The organism is Hymenobacter endophyticus (assembly GCF_032464715.1).
Lineage (GTDB): Bacteria > Bacteroidota > Bacteroidia > Cytophagales > Hymenobacteraceae > Hymenobacter > Hymenobacter endophyticus.
Genome location: NZ_JAWDJT010000003.1, coordinates 342,816 through 358,312 on the forward strand (window position 1 = coordinate 342,816; position 15,497 = coordinate 358,312).

Here is a 15,497-nt window from a genome sequence, read left to right on the forward strand (position 1 = left end):
TCGTGCAGGTAGTGCTTGTAGTAAGTTAGTACCTGTTTGTTTTGGGCCGGGTAAGCGGTAGGCGGTAGCGTGGGAATTGCCGTCTGCCGCCCCGGTCCGAAGCAACCAGTGTTCAGGCGGGGCAACCCAGGGCTGGTTCTGCAGTATGATTTGTACCGGTTACTTGCCTGATCTTTCCCTTTTTCAACTCCTTGACGGCTTGCCGTCTTTTTTCTTTTTCCGATGGCCGCCTTTGATCTAGCCCAGCACCCGCACCGCCGCTTCAACCCGCTCACGGGCGAGTGGCTGCTTGTGTCGCCCCACCGCGCCCTGCGCCCCTGGCAGGGCCAGCAGGAAGCCCCCGACCGGAGCCAGCGCCCCACTTACGACCCTACCTGCTACCTCTGCCCTGGCAACACCCGCGCCAACGGGGCCGTCAACTCCGCCTACACTGGCACCTTCGTCTTTGACAACGACTTTGCTGCCCTCACCCCCGATGCACCCACCGGTACGGTGGAGCAGGGCGGACTCTTGCGGGCCGAGGCCGAATCGGGCGTGGGCCGGGTCATCTGCTTTTCACCCCGCCACGACCTGACCCTGCCGGAAATGAGCGTGGAGGCCATACGGGGGGTGGTGGACGTGTGGGCAGAGCAGTTTGCCGAGCTCGGGGCCCGGCCCGATATCAACTACGTGCAAATCTTCGAGAACAAGGGCGCGGTAATGGGCTGCTCTAACCCCCACCCCCACGGCCAGATCTGGGCCCAGCGCACCGTGCCCACCGACCCGGCCAAGGAAACCGTGCAGCAGCTGGCCCATTTCCAGCAGCACGGCCGCACCTTGCTGGCCGACTACCTGGCTATTGAACTGAAAGAACAGCAGCGCGTGGTGCTGGAAAACGAGCACTGGGTGGTGCTGGTGCCCTTTTGGGCAGCCTGGCCCTTCGAGACGCTGGTACTACCGCGCCGCGCCGTGCAGGACGTGACCCAACTTACGGAAACGGAGCGTGACGCGCTGGCCGACGCCATGCGCCGCCTCACCATCCGCTACGACAACCTGTTCCAGACCTCCTTCCCCTACTCCGCCGGCCTGCACCAGCGCCCCACCGACGGGGCCGCGCACCCCGAGTGGCACCTGCATATGCACTTCTACCCACCGCTGCTACGCTCGGCCACGGTGCGCAAGTTCATGGTGGGTTACGAGCTACTAGGCAGCCCCCAGCGCGACATCACTCCCGAGTATGCCGCCCAGCGCCTGCGGGAGCTGCCCGAAATCCACTACAAACAGGCTCAGCCGTAGTAGGGCTCTTTCCTGGGCGAAGCTATGCTTTGAGCCGTCATCCTGAGCAACAGATTTAGTTGAAACAAAAGCGCCCGTAGCAATGAGCTACGGGCGCTTTTGTTTTTATCCTACTTCTCGCCGGAGGGCCGTGGTATTAGCTGGGTAATGGGGAGTGGGTTACCAAAATTGGGTGAGCCATCGGTATTCCAAGTGAAGGGCTGGGCCCGGGGAGTGCGGAACCGGCCGCAGCCCTGGCCAGGCTCGTCGTTGGCGTGGTAGAGAATCCAGTCCTGGGTGCCATCCGGCGACTTGAAGAAGGAATTGTGGCCGGGGGCGTACACCTTGTTGGCCGCATTCTGCTGGAAAACCGGCGTGGGCGACTTGGCCCAGGAGCCGGGCTGGAGCAGGTCGGCGCTGGCGGAGGCAGTGAGCATACCCAGGGCATACGTATCGGTCCAGCAGCCGCTGGCCGAGTAGATAAGGTAGAGCTTGCCATTGTGGCTGAGCACTTCGGGCCCCTCGTTCACGTCCACGTGGGGTACGTCGTTGGGGTTGTTCAGGTCGCCGTTTCGCTCCCAGCTGTACACTGGCGTCGAGACTTTCAGCCGGGGACCGGCAATGGTCCAGGGGTTCTGCATGCGGGCCAGGTAGATATCCTGGCGCCCATTTGTGTCGCCTTCCCACCCCGACCACACGAAGTACAGCTGTCCGTTGTTTTCGAATACCGAGCCATCAATGGCCCATTTGTTGGTGGCGTCCGTTATCTGGCCTTTATCCACCCAGGTGCCCTCCAAAGGGTCAGCCGAGCTGTTTTCCAGCACAAACAGCCGGTGGTCGGGGTTGCGGCCGGCATCGGCGGCGTAGTACAGGTACCATTTGCTCTGAATGCGGTGCAGCTCCGGGGCCCAGATTTCGCGGGAGTTGGGGCCGGCGGCCGGCGGCGTCCAGACTACCCTGCTCGGGGCGGTGCGCAACTGGCTCAGGGACCGGGTTTTCCAGAGCGTGATGTTACGGCCGGTGGTGTGGGTGTAGTAGTAAAAGCCGTTATGGTACACGCTCCAGGGGTCGGCGCCGGCTGGCAGCAGCGGGTTGGTGAAGGTGGCAGCCGTAGAGGCAGGCTGCTGCTGGGCCTGAAGTGGCCCCGCGAACAGCACCGAAGCTCCCAGCAGCAGGCTGGCGTAGAGTACGTTTTTCATGGGCACATCTAAAGCCCGCCCTTCACTTTCCCTTTGGCTCGCGCAGGAAGAGGATGAAAGGCGGGCAAAGGAGGAATTGACCTTATTTACCGTTGGTTTTCCGGATCAGGTCGGTTTCGTCCTGGTGGTAGGGCGTGCCGTCCTTGCGGAATACTTCGTGGAACCACTCGCCCGGCTCGCCACCATCGGCTACGGGTACATCCCACTGGTACTTGGTGTTGGTTTTGCCATCTACCAGGCCCCAGTTGATGGCTCCTATATTGTATTTTTTCAACAAGGGCAGCATATTTACGAAGCGGGAGTTGCGGGGACGGGCCATGTACTCGGTGCAAATCATGGGGCGGCCGTGGGTTTTGAGCAGCTCAATTACCCGCTCGTGGGCCGGCACCTCGTCGTAGTTGTGGTAGGTCATTACATCAGAATTCAGGGCCTGAAAGGTATTCAGCTCCTTAAGCCCCCAGTTCCAGAGGCCCACGCTCAGGGGCTGGCTAGGGTTTACTTCCCGGGCCCAGGCAAACACGTTGCGCAGCAAGGGCAGCGAGGCATTACCCTTGTTATTATTGCCAGGCTCATTGTACAAATCCCAGAGCAGCACGCGCTTATCGGTGGCGAAGCTGCGCAGTACGTCCTGCACGTAGGGCTTGAGCTTCACGAATGTAACCGAGTCACGGGAGGCCGGGTCGCCGGGGTCCTGGGCCCAACCGGAGTTATGGATGCCGGGCTTGGGTGCGGGCTGGGGGCCGGCTTTGGGATCCTTGCCCCAGCAGTCATCAAAAAACACCAGAATAGTGCTGATGTGGTGCTTGTCGGCCAGGGCCAGGTAGTCGCCCACGCGCTTTTTGAAGCCCTGCGGATCCTGCTGCCAGGCCAGGCTGTGCAGAAACACGCGCATGGTATTAAAGCCGATGCCCTCGGCCCAGCCCAGTTCTTTATCAATGGTTTGGGGGTCAAACGTATCAGCCTGCCACATTTCCAGCTGGTTGATGGCAGTGCTAGGCGTGAAATTGGCCCCCGACATCCAGGGATGCTGCCGGTACCAGGCCTGGGCCTTCTCCGCCGACCAGCGTTGGCCCTGCAAGGTGGCGGCCATAGCCGCCGAGCCTTTGGTTTTTATCTTGGTTTTTTGGGCGAACGTGCTGGTGGTGGAGCTCAGCAGCAGAAGAAAGAGCAGCAGCTTTTTCATGAACAAGGAAATGGTGGAAGGATGGAATTCTAGTGAAAGCGGCCCTTGACAATTAGTATCCCGCCCGCTTACAGGGAGGGGTCGACAATACCTGCATGACGCCGCAGGCATGGGTACCGGGCGCCTACTCGCCTGAGGGTTTGGGCTGGGGTTGCGTCAGCGACACGGGTACGCCGAAGTTGGGGGTGCCGTCGGGGTTCCAGGTGAAGCGCTGCATGCGGGAGCTGCGGCCCTCGCACTTGCCGTCGGCGGCGGCTTTGGCGTGGTACACCAGCCAGTCCTCGCGCCCGTCCGCCGATTTTGTGAAGCTGTTATGACCCGTGCCCCACACCTGGTTTTCAGCCGAGGGCTTGAACACGGGCTGGGGTACTTTAGTCCAGGACTCGGGCCGGAGTGGGTCGCTGCCTTTGCGGGCCGTGAGCATTCCCAGGCAGTAGTTATCATCCCAACAGGCACTGGCCGAGTACACTACCAGCAGCTGGCCCTGCTTGCCGGCCAGAAACTCGGGGCCTTCCAAAATCTGACGGCCGCCCCCTTTCTCCCACTCAAAACTAGGGCGGGCAATAATTACCTCTCTCTCGGGGGCCAGCGTCCACGGATTCGTCATGGGAGCAATGGCCAGCACACTCTGGGGCCCCACGTACGCCGAATACAGGAAATACCGCCTGCCGTCCTGCTCAAACACCGAGCCGTCGAGGCCGGTGTGCTTGGTATTTACCCGGCCCTTGTCCGCCCAGGTACCCGTGGTGGGGTCAGAAGCGGCATTTTCCAGCACAAACACGTAGCGGCTGTTGTCGCCGGCCCGGGCTTTATCGGTGGCCGTGTAGTAGAGGTACCACTTGCCGTCGAGGCGGTGCAGTTCCGGGGCCCAAATTTCGGCGGAGTTGGGGCCGGTAGCGGGCGGCGTCCAGACCACTGCGGCCGCCGCCTGGGGCACGGCGCTTAAGGCCTGGGTTTTCCAAAGTGTGATGTTGCGGCCGGTGGTGTGGGTGTAGTAATAGAAGCCACCGTGGCGGGTTACCCAAGGGTCGGGGCCTTCCGTGCGCAGGGGGTTGCGGAAGGTAGCAGCGGGCTTCTGCTGGGCCAGTGCCGGTGAGGCCAAGCCAGCGGTGAAGCTGGCCCCAAGCAGTACGGCGCAAACACGAGTAGCAATGTTCATGGTAGTATGGGGAGGAGCAACGCAGACGGGAACGGAAGTGCAATTCCGGGCAGCGGCTGTATTTAAGGGAGAAAGCACTTACGGGGTTGCAATCCTGCACACCCGAAGTACAGCCAAGTGCCACTGCCGGCTAAGGCTAACCAGGGCCAACAGCAACGGCTAACTGGGGACCGTATCTGGCGAATTCGGGTGGTTGACCGACGGTTGAGCAGTGGGCCCTTGGATACTTGCGGCGGTGCAAGCTAATCTTAGTATCGAAATAACGCAAACGTTTGCACATTTATCTGCATCTTGCCTGCAAGCCCGATTCGGGGTTCCTTTTGAGTACTTACTCACCACTTATGTAAGGCCTAGCTCTAGCGTTTGGCCTCGCCAGTTCCTTGCCCATGCCCCACCCTTCTTACTGAGTTGAACGTGGCAAGCCGCCTGCCCCGCTATGCACTGGCCGCGTGCTCACAAAGCCCCCTCTGCCCGCCAACCGGAACAGGTGCGGTACCGAATAACGTGGCAAGCTGCCTGCCCTGAACATTCTTCTATACTATCCGTCCACTCTCTCTCCTTCACCATGCCCTACTCCCGCCGCACATTTCTGCAGCAAGCCACTGCTGGCCTGGCTTCTCTGGCGCTGCTGAACCAAGCCGCTGCCCGCACGGCTGCCCGCACCTACACCAACCCCGTGTACGCCGGCCAGTTTCCCGACCCTTTCGTGCTCAAGCACCAGGGCCGCTACTACGCGTTTGGCACCACCGGGCAGGGCCGCACCCCCGACGGGCGCATCTTCACCCTGCTCACCTCCGATAACCTGGTTGACTGGAAACCGGCCGGCGGAGCCCTTACTCCACCCGCCGGGGCCGAGGGGGCCGACTTCTGGGCGCCCGAAGTAGTGTACCATAAGGACACTTTTTATATGTACTACTCCATGGGCGGCGGCGCTATCGGGGCCTCCGTGGGCCACCGCCTGCACGTGGCCACCAGCAAAACGCCCCAGGGCCCCTACACGCAGGCGGCCCTGCTGGATGTGCCAGCCAGCAAGTTTACCATCGACGCCCACCCCTTCCAGGATACCGACGGGCAATGGTACCTGTTTTACGCCCGCGACTTTATTGACTCCGATAATGGCTACCGCCCCGGCACCGGCTTAGTAGTTGACAGGCTCCTGGACATGACCCGCCTGGCGGGAGAGAGCCGCACCGTCATGCGCGCCCGCCACGACTGGACGGTATTCGAGAAGAACCGCACCATGCCCCTGTACGGCGGCCAGACGTTTAAGGAGTGGCATACCCTGGAAGGTCCCTTCGTGCGCAAGCGCGGCAACAAATACTACTGCTTCTACAGTGGCGCCAACTTCCTCACGCCCCGCTACGGCGTGGATTACTGCGTGGCCGACAGCGTGATGGGTCCTTACACCGACACGGGTGATGGCAAAGGCCCGCGGGTGCTGCACGCCGTTGAAGGCCATGTGCGCGGACCGGGCCACCATTCCCACGTGATGAGCCCCAACGGCAAGAGTGAATACTTGATATATCATGCCTGGAACCCGGAAATGACCGAGCGGCAACTCTGCATTGATAAGCTAGCCTGGACGGCCCAGGGCCCGCGTTGCCAGGGCCCTACTTACACGCCGCAACCCCTGCCCTAGCCACGACAGCACGCGTTTCCGGCGCATTTCAATTACTGACGAGGTTACCACTTGTATAGCGTAGCTTTGCATAAGTAGTTGCGTAGTTTTTGCGTAACTACTTGCACGACCATCCCTTCTTAATCAGCCGAACTTTGGCACGTACAAAAGCTTCTATTACCGACCTGGCGCAGCAGCTCGGCGTTTCCGTTTCCACGGTGTCCCGGGCGCTAAGCGACCATCCGGGCATCAGTGACACGACCAAGAAACGGGTGTGGAAGCTGGCCAAGGAGCTCCACTACCAGCCTAACCACATGGCGGCCGGCTTGCGCAAGGGCCGCAGCAATTTGCTGGGCGTGCTGGTACCCCACATCGACGGACACTTTTTTACGCTGGTGGTCAAAGGCATTGAAACCATTGCCTCCAAGGCGGGCTACAACATCATGATCTGCCAGTCGAACGAGGATGTGACGCATGAGCGCAAGAACATCGAAACCTTGCTCAGCGCGCAGGTAGAAGGTATTTTGGTATCCATGTCGCGCACCACCCGCGACTTCAAGCACTTTGAAAAAGTGCGCAAGCAGGAAATTCCGCTGGTGTTTTTTGATCGGGTACTGGACGGGCTGGATGTGAGTGCCGTGGTGCTCGACGACCGGGAAGGTGGCTACCAGTCCACCAAACACCTCATCAAACAGGGGTGCCGCCGCATTGCCCACTTCGGCGGCCCCCAGCACCTGAACATCTACAAGCACCGCCGCCAGGGCTACATTGATGCCCTGCTGGAAGCCGGCTTGCCCTTGGAAGAGGAACTGATTTTCTACTGCGACATGACCCTGGAAGACGGCATTGCCGGTATGCAAAAGATGCTGGCCCTACCTAACCCGCCCGACGCCGTATTTTCAGCCTCCGATTTTTCGGTGGTGGGGGCCTTGCAGGAACTCAAGCGCCGCAAGCTGCGCGTACCCCAGGATATTGCCCTGGCCGGTTTCAGCAACGAAACCTTCACTTCTCTCACCGAGCCCATGCTTACCTCCGTGGATCAGCGCTGCGAGCAGATGGGCCAGTCGGCCGTGCGGTTGTTTCTGGAGATGCGCGAGGAGCACAGCAGCACCTTCTCTCCTCGCCGCGTAGTCCTCCAGCCCGATTTGCTGGTGCGGGAATCGTCGGAGCGGAATGGTAGTGGGAAGTAAAGAATCTGAGTTATCTGATATGGAATCTGCTGGTTGCTGTCATCATCCAACAACTCCACCATTCAGTACTCTTGCTTCATGAAACACATCATATATACCATTCTCGCATTGCTATTGAGCGGAGGCACCAGCTCTGCCCAGGTAACTACTCAACGTCTGCCTCCCAGGACTATACCTCTCACTATGCCCCCTACCGCCGATGTGCTTCTATCCGGGCCCACTACGCACGTGTTCCGCTTACCACTTGTACACAAGTTTGTTGCAGCAAAAAATACTCCTCTCTTCATCGTAAACGGTAATAGCGTAACAGAAGAAGATTTTAGAACTATCGCACCGAGTCAGATTCGCAAATTGAGATTTTTGCAAGGTTACCGAGCCGTCAGGAAGTATGGTACACCCGGTCTGAACGGAGTTATATATATTTTTACAAAGCGCTTTTTGCATAAGCAGAAAAGGCCGGTCGAATGACCGGCCTTTTCTGCTTTCTACTATGCTTCACCATGTACTCTGAATTTTACCCATTTTCTTTGCATCAGGTTGATTTCTACTAGAAAATAACAGGTTCCTCCATCAGATACTTGCAACCGCGTCGTCTTCCAGTCTGTGTGCATATCAGAGCAGAAGCCTTGCACCCAGACTATTTTCTCCCCAGCAACTGATATCCCTGGTATCAATTGAAGCCTGTAATTCACAATATCAATTTGCTCACTTACGTCTCTAGATTCACCTGTATAAGTATTACTAGCATTATATTCTGCAATAGCCTTTTGTACCAACGTGTATACTTGGCTTATCTCCCTTTCCGTCAGTGTTGCTGGCGTTGCACCTACCAGTGAATGCGAATGCTTTTCACTGAAAGGTAAAACAACGTATTCTCTGGCCTTTCCTTTAGGTTTTAATAGTGCTGGAGGCAGATCAGAATTTGGCTTTTCTAATTCTACGCGTTGATGCGTTTGGCCTTCCACCTTCTTGTTCTGACAACTTGTTACCAATAGGATGGATAGCAGATACAGCCCGAAAGACTTTCCCATTTTTTCAGTTTTTTTCCAAAAAAACGGCAGCCTCCTTCCGGAAAGCTGCCGTTGTAAGCTAAACAAATAGTGTCAATTCCTACCCTTTCGGGCTGAGCACTACGTACGGGATGATGCATTCCTCCAGCGAAATGCCGCCGTGCTGGAACGTGTCCTTATAGTAGTTCACGTAGTAGTTGTAGTTGTTGGGGTAGGCGAAGAAGTAGTCGCCGACGGTGAAGACGTAGGCGGTGCTCACGTTTTCGCGGGGCAGGAAGATGCGCTCCGGCTTGCGCACGGTGTACACGTCGCGGGAGTCGTCGAAGCCCAGGTTTTTGCCGTGCTTGTAGCGCAGGTTGGTGTTCGTGTTCCGGTCGCCCACAATCTTGTAGGGTCGTTTCACCCGAATGGTGCCGTGGTCGGTGGTGATAATGAGCTTGCCCTTGCGCTCCGAAATCTGCTGGAGCATTTCGTACAGCGGGGAGTGCAGGAACCACGACTTGGTGATGCTGCGGTACGCCGACTCATCGGCGGCCAGCTCCCGAATCATAGCCATATCGGTGCGGGCGTGGCTGAGCATGTCCACGAAGTTGTAGACGATGACGTTGCACTTGTAGTTATTGTGCAGGTTGGCCATCTTGCCCAGCAGGTCCTTGCCGGCCTGCAGGTTGGTTACCTTATTGTAGCTGAACTTATGCTTCTGGTTGGCCTTCTGGAACATGATTTCCATGAACTCGGCCTCGTGCATGTTCTTGCCCTCGTCGTCGTCGTCCCACACCCACAGGTTGGGGTACTTCTTCTGGATGTCGCCCGGCATCATACCCGAGAAGATGGCATTGCGCGCGTAAGCCGTGGTAGTAGGGAGAATGGAGTAGTAGGTTTCTTCCGAATCGACGGTGAACAGCTCGGCAATGATGGGCTCCAGCACCTTCCACTGGTCGTAGCGCAGGTTGTCGATGAGCACGAAGTACACGGGCGTGTCGCCGGTTTCCTTCAACATCGGGAACACCCGCTCCTTGAACAACTGGTGCGACATGAGCGGGGCCTCGTCATCGTCGCCGTTTACCCAATCCTCGTAGTTTTCTGTGATGAAGCGGCCGAAGTAGGTGTTAGCCTCGTCCTTCTGCATGTTGAAGACGTCGGCCATGCTCTTGCCTTCGGTTTCGTTGATTTCCAACTCCCAGTATACCAACTTTTTGTATACATCGGCCCACTCGGAGGGGCTGAGGCGGTCGGAGAGCTGCATGCCCAGCTGGCGGAAGTCGCGCTGGTAGCCGCTGTTGGTGGCTTCGCTCACCAGGCGCTTGTTGTCCAGCACCTTTTTCACGGCCAGCAAAATCTGGCTGGGGTTTACGGGCTTGATGAGGTAGTCGGCAATTTTGGCCCCGATGGCCGATTCCATGATGTGCTCCTCCTCGCTCTTGGTAATCATCACCACGGGCACGGTGGGACGCAGGGCTTTAATTTCGGTGAGGGTTTCCAGCCCCGTCAGGCCGGGCATGTTTTCATCCAGAAATACGATGTCGTAAGTCTTCTCCTGAATTTCCTCAATAGCATCGGCCCCGGAGTTGACGCCGGTTACATCGTAGCCTTTGTCTTTGAGGAAGAGAATGTGGGGTTTCAGGAGGTCGATTTCGTCATCGGCCCAGAGAATCGAATATTGCATGTGGGGGGGACTTGGGGTGTAGCGCCCGGCACTGGCCCGGCGCGTCATTAAACGCACTTCACGAACTACAGATACCACTACCTGCGCAGAAGCTGCAAGTAGCGGCTGCAAAATGCAACTGAGGTTTCGTAAGTAGCTTTACTCCCAATCCGTGGTTTTTGATTTAAAAAATTCTGCTTCCGCTATACTTTCCCAGCAACTCGGCGGTAAAGTAGCCGAAATTTGGTGACACCTGCGGCGGCGGCGCGGCTCACGGGGGGTACCATGCGTAGCAGTAACAACACCAAAACCATTTTACCGTTCCTTCCCGCTGGGCTCCGGATGCTTCCCAGGCCTTGGCCTCTCTCCTTCTCATGAACAAAAAGAAAATCTTCAACGACCCGGTGTATGGCTTTGTCACCATCCCCACGGAGCTGTTGTTTGACCTCATTGAGCACACGTATTTCCAGCGTCTGCGCCGCATTCAGCAGTTGGGCCTCACCATGTTTGTGTACCCCGGGGCCCTGCACACGCGCTTTCACCACGCCCTGGGCGCCATGCACCTGATGACGCTGGCCCTGCGCACGCTCAAGGACAAGGGCATCAAGATTTCGGCCAAGGAGGGCGAGGCGGCTATGGCGGCCATTCTGCTCCACGACATCGGCCACGGGCCCCTCTCCCACGCCCTGGAGCGCAGCATTTTCGATGATGTGCACCACGAGGCCATCAGCCTGCACCTCATGCGCAAGCTTAACGCCCAGTTCAACGGAGCCCTGGACCTGGCCATTCAGATTTTCGAGGGCACCTACCCGCGGCCGTTTTTTCACCAGCTGGTGAGCAGCCAGCTGGATATGGACCGACTGGACTACCTGAACCGGGACTCGTTTTATACCGGCGTGCAGGAAGGCCGCCCCGGCGCCGACCGTCTCATTAAAATGCTGACGGTGGTGGATGAGAAGCTGGTGCTGGAGGAAAAGGCCGTCTACAGCATCGAGAACTTTCTGGTGAGCCGCCGCCTGATGTACTGGCAGGTATACCTGCACAAAACCGTTACCTCGGCCGAGCAGATGGTTATCCGGATTATGGAGCGGGCCCGCGACCTGGTGCGGGCGGGCGTGCAGGTGCCGGCCGCGCCCAACCTGCACTTCTTCCTCTCGCGCAACGTCACCCAACGGGAATTCGAGCACGACGACCAGATTCTGCGCCGCTTTACCCGCCTGGATGATACCGACGTGTGGGGGGCCGTGAAGCTCTGGGCCGACCACCCCGACAAAGTCCTCAACTACCTGGCCCAAAGCCTGCTCGACCGGCACCTGTTCAAAATCACGCTTCAGACCGAGCCGTTTGATGAGGAGTTTCAGTTGGGCATTGTGGAGCTGATTGCCGAGCACTTCCGCCTACCCCACGACGACGCGGCCCAGCTCATGCTCACCGGCCGCATCAGCAACAACGCCTACGACATCGGCGGCCAGGACCCGATTGACGTGCTGACCAAGCGCGGGCGGGTGGTCAACGTGGCGGAGGCCTCCGATTTGCCCAACATCCGGGCCATCAGCCAGCGCGTGGAAAAGCACTACATCTGCTACCCCAAGGAGATTCTGTGAGTATTAGTTGGTAGTTGCTCGTTGTCGGTTGTTAGTTGCCAGTAACACGCTGCGAATTAGCCTTTACCCGCATTTTGCACCTTCTGACAACGGGCAACTTACAACTGACAACTGAATATTTATCTACTTTTGCCCGATGGAATTCACCGTAGGCCAGATAGCAGAAGTACTGCGCGGAACTGTGGAAGGCGACGCCTCCCTGCGCATCGACCGACTAGCCAAGATTGAGGAGGCCCAGGCGGGTGCCCTTTCCTTCCTAGCCAATCTGAAGTACGAGCCGCACCTGTATTCTACGGGCGCCTCGGCCGTTATTGTCAGCCACTCGCTGGAGCTACGCCAGCCCACGGCCACTGCCCTCATCCGGGTAGAGGACCCCTACACCAGTTTCACCACCCTCCTGGAGTTTTACCAGCAGGCTACCCGTACCGGCAAGCGCGGCGTAGAGGAACCGGCCTACATGGGCAGCGGCTCCCGCATCGGCGAGAATCACTACCGCGGCGCGTTTTCCTACATTGGCGAGAACTGCGAAATTGGCCGGGACGTGGTAATTTTTCCCCACGTGTTCATCGGCGACCGGGTGAAGATTGGCGATGGTACCATTCTGTACGCTGGGGCTAAAATCTACGCTGAAACCGTTATTGGTAACCGATGCACTGTGCACGCCGGGGCCGTCATCGGATCCGATGGGTTTGGGTTTGCCCCCCAGCCCGACGGTTCCTACCGCACCATTCCGCAGATTGGCAACGTGGTACTCGAGGATAACGTGAGCATCGGGGCCAACGCCACCATCGACTGCGCCACTATGGGTTCCACCCTCATCCGGGAAGGCGCCAAAATCGACAACCTCGTGCAGATTGCCCACAATGTGGAAATCGGCCGCCATACGGTGGTAGCCTCCCAGTCAGGCATTTCGGGCTCCACCAAAATCGGGGACTTCTGCGTGCTGGCGGGCCAAACGGGCTTGGCTGGCCACCTCACCCTGGCCAACCGTACTACTGTTACGGCGCAGTCGGGCGTGGGCAAATCTATCAAGGCAGAAGGCGTGCTGCTGCAGGGCTCCCCGGCCTTTAACCTGCGCGACTCCCTACGGGCCAACGCCGTATTCCGTCACCTCCCCGACCTGGAGCGCCGCCTAACTCAACTAGAGCGTGCCCGCACCGAACCGGAAAAGCCCTAGCTTTGCAGTCTATTGAGTTGCCAGTTGCCAGTTGTCAGTTGTTAGTCCCATCCTGCTTTCGATGGTCCAATAACTGACAACTGGCAACTGGCAACTGACAACTTCTTCCATGAACGACAAGCAACATACCATTAAGGCCCCCGTCACCGTGAGTGGCATTGGCCTTCATACCGGCGTGCAGGCCACCATGACGTTCTGCCCCGCTCCCATCAACCACGGCTATAAGTTTCAGCGCGTTGATTTGCCCGGGCAACCCATTGTGGATGCTGACGTGGACAACGTAGTGGACTTGAGCCGCGGCACCACTATCGAGCAGAACGGGGCCCGCGTAAATACGGTGGAGCACACGCTGGCCGCGCTAGTGGGGTTGCAGCTTGACAACGTGCTGATTCAGCTGGATGGGCCCGAGCCCCCCATTATGGACGGCAGCAGCTACGAGTTCATCAAACCCCTGCTGGAAGCGGGCTTGGAAGAGCAGAATGCCCTGCGCAACTACTTCGAGATACCCGACGAAATCCGCTACGTGGACAACGCCCGGGCCGTGGAAATTGCCGGCCTGCCGCTGAACTCCTACCGCCTGACGGTGATGGTGGACTACAACTCCCCGGTGCTGGGCTCCCAGCACGCCTCCCTCACCCACATCGACCAGTTCACCTCCGAAATTGCGTCCTCCCGCACGTTCTGCTTTCTGCACGAGCTGGAGGCGCTTTACAAATCCAACCTGATTAAGGGTGGTGATTTGAGCAATGCCATTGTAGTAGTTGACCGCGTGGTGAGCGACGAAGAACTGGGCGACTTAGCCACCATGCTGGGCAAGCCTAAAGTGGCCGTCAAGAAGGAAGGCATCCTCAACAACGTAGACCTGCGCTATAAAAACGAGCCTGCCCGCCACAAACTGCTGGATTTGGTAGGCGACCTTGCCCTGGTAGGCCGCCCCCTGAAAGGCCAGATTCTGGCGGCCCGCCCCGGCCACGCGGCCAACGTGGCCTTCGCCAAGCGCATTAAGAAGAAGATGATGGAGGCTCACGCCAGCGCGGTGCCTACCTACGACCCCGCCCGGGAACCGGTGATGGACATCAACAAGATTGCCGCCACCCTGCCCCACCGCTACCCCTTCCTGCTCATCGACAAGATTATTCACCTGGATGCCAACACGGTAACCGGCGTGAAAAACGTGACGATGAACGAGCCGTTCTTCCCGGGCCACTTTCCGGGCAACCCCGTGATGCCCGGTGTACTCCAGATTGAGGCCATGGCCCAGACTGGCGGTATCCTGGTGCTGAGCACCGTGCCCGATCCGGAAAACTACTGGACCTATTTCCTGGGAATTGAAAACTGCCGGTTCCGTCGGATGGTTAAACCCGGCGACACGATTCTGTTCAAATGCGAGCTGACGGCTCCTATCAAGCGCGGCATTGCCAAAATGAGCGGCAAGGCCTACGTGAATGGGAAAGTGGTAATGGAAGCCGAAATGTCGGCCAGCATCGTGAAAAAGAGTTAAAAATCCGGAAACTGAAGAATTTAGAGTGGCTTTCCTCGTTTCCCAGGGCCGCTGTCTTCCTTTTGTGATTCTTACCTCTCAATTTTTAATTGACAAGAATGAACCAGCCGCTCGCCTATATTCACCCCGAAGCCAAAATTGCCCAAAACGTGGTAGTGGAGCCTTTCACTACCATTGATAAGGATGTGGAAATCGGGGAAGGCACCTGGATTGGCCCCAACGTGACCATTATGGCGGGGGCGCGCATCGGCAAGAATTGCAAGGTATTTCCCGGCGCCGTTATTGCCGCCCAGCCCCAGGACCTGAAGTTTGCCGGCGAGAAAACCACCGTGCACATCGGCGACAATACCGTGATTCGGGAGTGCGTGACGGTGAACCGAGGCACAGTTGACAAGCTTAAAACCACCATCGGGGCCAACTGCCTGCTGATGGCCTACGTGCACGTAGCCCACGACTGCGTGATTGGCGACAACTGCATTCTGGCCAACACGGTGCAGGTAGCGGGCCACGTCGAAATCGGGGACTACGCCATTGTAGGCGGCTCCTCGGCCATCCACCAGTTTGTGCACATCGGGGCCCACGCCATGATTTCGGGCGGCTCCCTGATTCGGAAGGACGTGCCGCCGTTTGTGAAGGCCGGGCGTGAGCCGCTCACCTATGTGGGCATCAACAGCATCGGCCTGCGTCGCCGGGGTTTCTCGGATCAGAAAATTGCCGAAATCCAGCAGCTCTACCGCTTGCTGTTCCTGAGTGGCCTGAACAACGCCGCCGCCCTCGACCAGATTGAGCTGGAACTGGCCCCTTCCCCGGAGCGGGACGAGGTAGTCAACTTTATCCGCAACTCTGGCCGGGGCGTTATCAAAGGCTATGGCCGTAACAGCAGCGCCAGCGGGGAATAGTTTGACTTAAGCTGTTGGCTGATGGCTATTGGCTGTTAGTACCTTTTTTCAAAAAGCT

The 15,497-nt window shown here is 58.2% G+C and carries 12 protein-coding genes; 7 read left to right on the forward strand and 5 right to left on the reverse strand.

Going from position 1 to position 15,497, the window contains the following annotated elements; translation table 11 throughout:
• Positions 1 to 222 precede the first annotated feature (222 nt).
• Entirely contained in the window at positions 223 to 1,275 is a 1,053-nt protein-coding gene (locus tag ROI90_RS07895; RefSeq protein ID WP_315997788.1) for a UDP-glucose--hexose-1-phosphate uridylyltransferase, read from the forward strand.
• Positions 1,276 to 1,385: 110 nt separating this feature from the next.
• Here ROI90_RS07895 and ROI90_RS07900 read toward each other — a convergent pair whose 3' ends face one another.
• The 3 genes from ROI90_RS07900 to ROI90_RS07910 form a co-directional block, all read right to left on the reverse strand.
• Complete coding sequence (locus ROI90_RS07900) at positions 1,386 to 2,453, reverse strand: glycoside hydrolase family 43 protein (RefSeq protein ID WP_315997789.1); 1,068 nt, start codon at positions 2,451 to 2,453, stop codon at positions 1,386 to 1,388.
• 82 nt (positions 2,454 to 2,535) lie between these two features.
• Positions 2,536 to 3,636 carry a cellulase family glycosylhydrolase gene (locus ROI90_RS07905; RefSeq protein ID WP_315997790.1) on the reverse strand — a complete coding sequence of 367 codons (1,101 nt, stop codon included), beginning with the start codon at positions 3,634 to 3,636 and terminating at the stop codon, positions 2,536 to 2,538.
• A 124-nt stretch (positions 3,637 to 3,760) separates the two neighbouring features.
• Positions 3,761 to 4,795, reverse strand: coding sequence for a glycoside hydrolase family 43 protein (locus ROI90_RS07910; RefSeq protein WP_315997791.1), 1,035 nt, complete (start codon positions 4,793 to 4,795; stop codon positions 3,761 to 3,763).
• A gap of 565 nt (positions 4,796 to 5,360) precedes the next feature.
• On the opposite strand from ROI90_RS07910, the gene ROI90_RS07915 reads away from it, so the two are divergent.
• Both ROI90_RS07915 and ROI90_RS07920 read left to right on the forward strand, forming a co-directional pair.
• Positions 5,361 to 6,434: a glycoside hydrolase family 43 protein gene (locus tag ROI90_RS07915; RefSeq protein ID WP_315997792.1), complete on the forward strand. Its 1,074-nt coding sequence runs from the start codon at positions 5,361 to 5,363 to the stop codon at positions 6,432 to 6,434.
• Positions 6,435 to 6,568: 134 nt separating this feature from the next.
• Positions 6,569 to 7,603, forward strand: a complete 1,035-nt coding sequence (locus tag ROI90_RS07920; RefSeq protein WP_315997793.1) for a LacI family DNA-binding transcriptional regulator — start codon at positions 6,569 to 6,571, stop codon at positions 7,601 to 7,603.
• Between the two features lie 488 nt (positions 7,604 to 8,091).
• Here the strand turns inward: ROI90_RS07920 and ROI90_RS07925 are convergent, their stop codons facing one another.
• On the reverse strand, positions 8,092 to 8,700 hold the full coding sequence (locus tag ROI90_RS07925) for a hypothetical protein (RefSeq protein ID WP_315997794.1): 609 nt from the start codon (positions 8,698 to 8,700) through the stop codon (positions 8,092 to 8,094).
• Positions 8,701 to 8,713: 13 nt separating this feature from the next.
• A complete protein-coding gene (gene porX / locus ROI90_RS07930) occupies positions 8,714 to 10,279 on the reverse strand; it encodes a T9SS response regulator signal transducer PorX (RefSeq protein WP_315997795.1) in 1,566 nt (521 codons plus the stop codon).
• Between the two features lie 353 nt (positions 10,280 to 10,632).
• On the opposite strand from porX, the gene ROI90_RS07935 reads away from it, so the two are divergent.
• From ROI90_RS07935 to lpxA, 4 genes are all read left to right on the forward strand, one after another.
• On the forward strand, positions 10,633 to 11,862 hold the full coding sequence (locus tag ROI90_RS07935) for an HD domain-containing protein (RefSeq protein WP_315997796.1): 1,230 nt from the start codon (positions 10,633 to 10,635) through the stop codon (positions 11,860 to 11,862).
• Positions 11,863 to 11,998: 136 nt separating this feature from the next.
• A complete protein-coding gene (gene lpxD, locus ROI90_RS07940; RefSeq protein WP_315997797.1) occupies positions 11,999 to 13,039 on the forward strand; it encodes a UDP-3-O-(3-hydroxymyristoyl)glucosamine N-acyltransferase in 1,041 nt (346 codons plus the stop codon).
• Positions 13,040 to 13,148: 109 nt separating this feature from the next.
• Positions 13,149 to 14,540, forward strand: coding sequence for a bifunctional UDP-3-O-[3-hydroxymyristoyl] N-acetylglucosamine deacetylase/3-hydroxyacyl-ACP dehydratase (locus ROI90_RS07945; protein ID WP_315997798.1), 1,392 nt, complete (start codon positions 13,149 to 13,151; stop codon positions 14,538 to 14,540).
• Between the two features lie 98 nt (positions 14,541 to 14,638).
• Positions 14,639 to 15,439, forward strand: coding sequence for an acyl-ACP--UDP-N-acetylglucosamine O-acyltransferase (gene lpxA, locus ROI90_RS07950; protein WP_315997799.1), 801 nt, complete (start codon positions 14,639 to 14,641; stop codon positions 15,437 to 15,439).
• Positions 15,440 to 15,497: the final 58 nt, after the last annotated feature.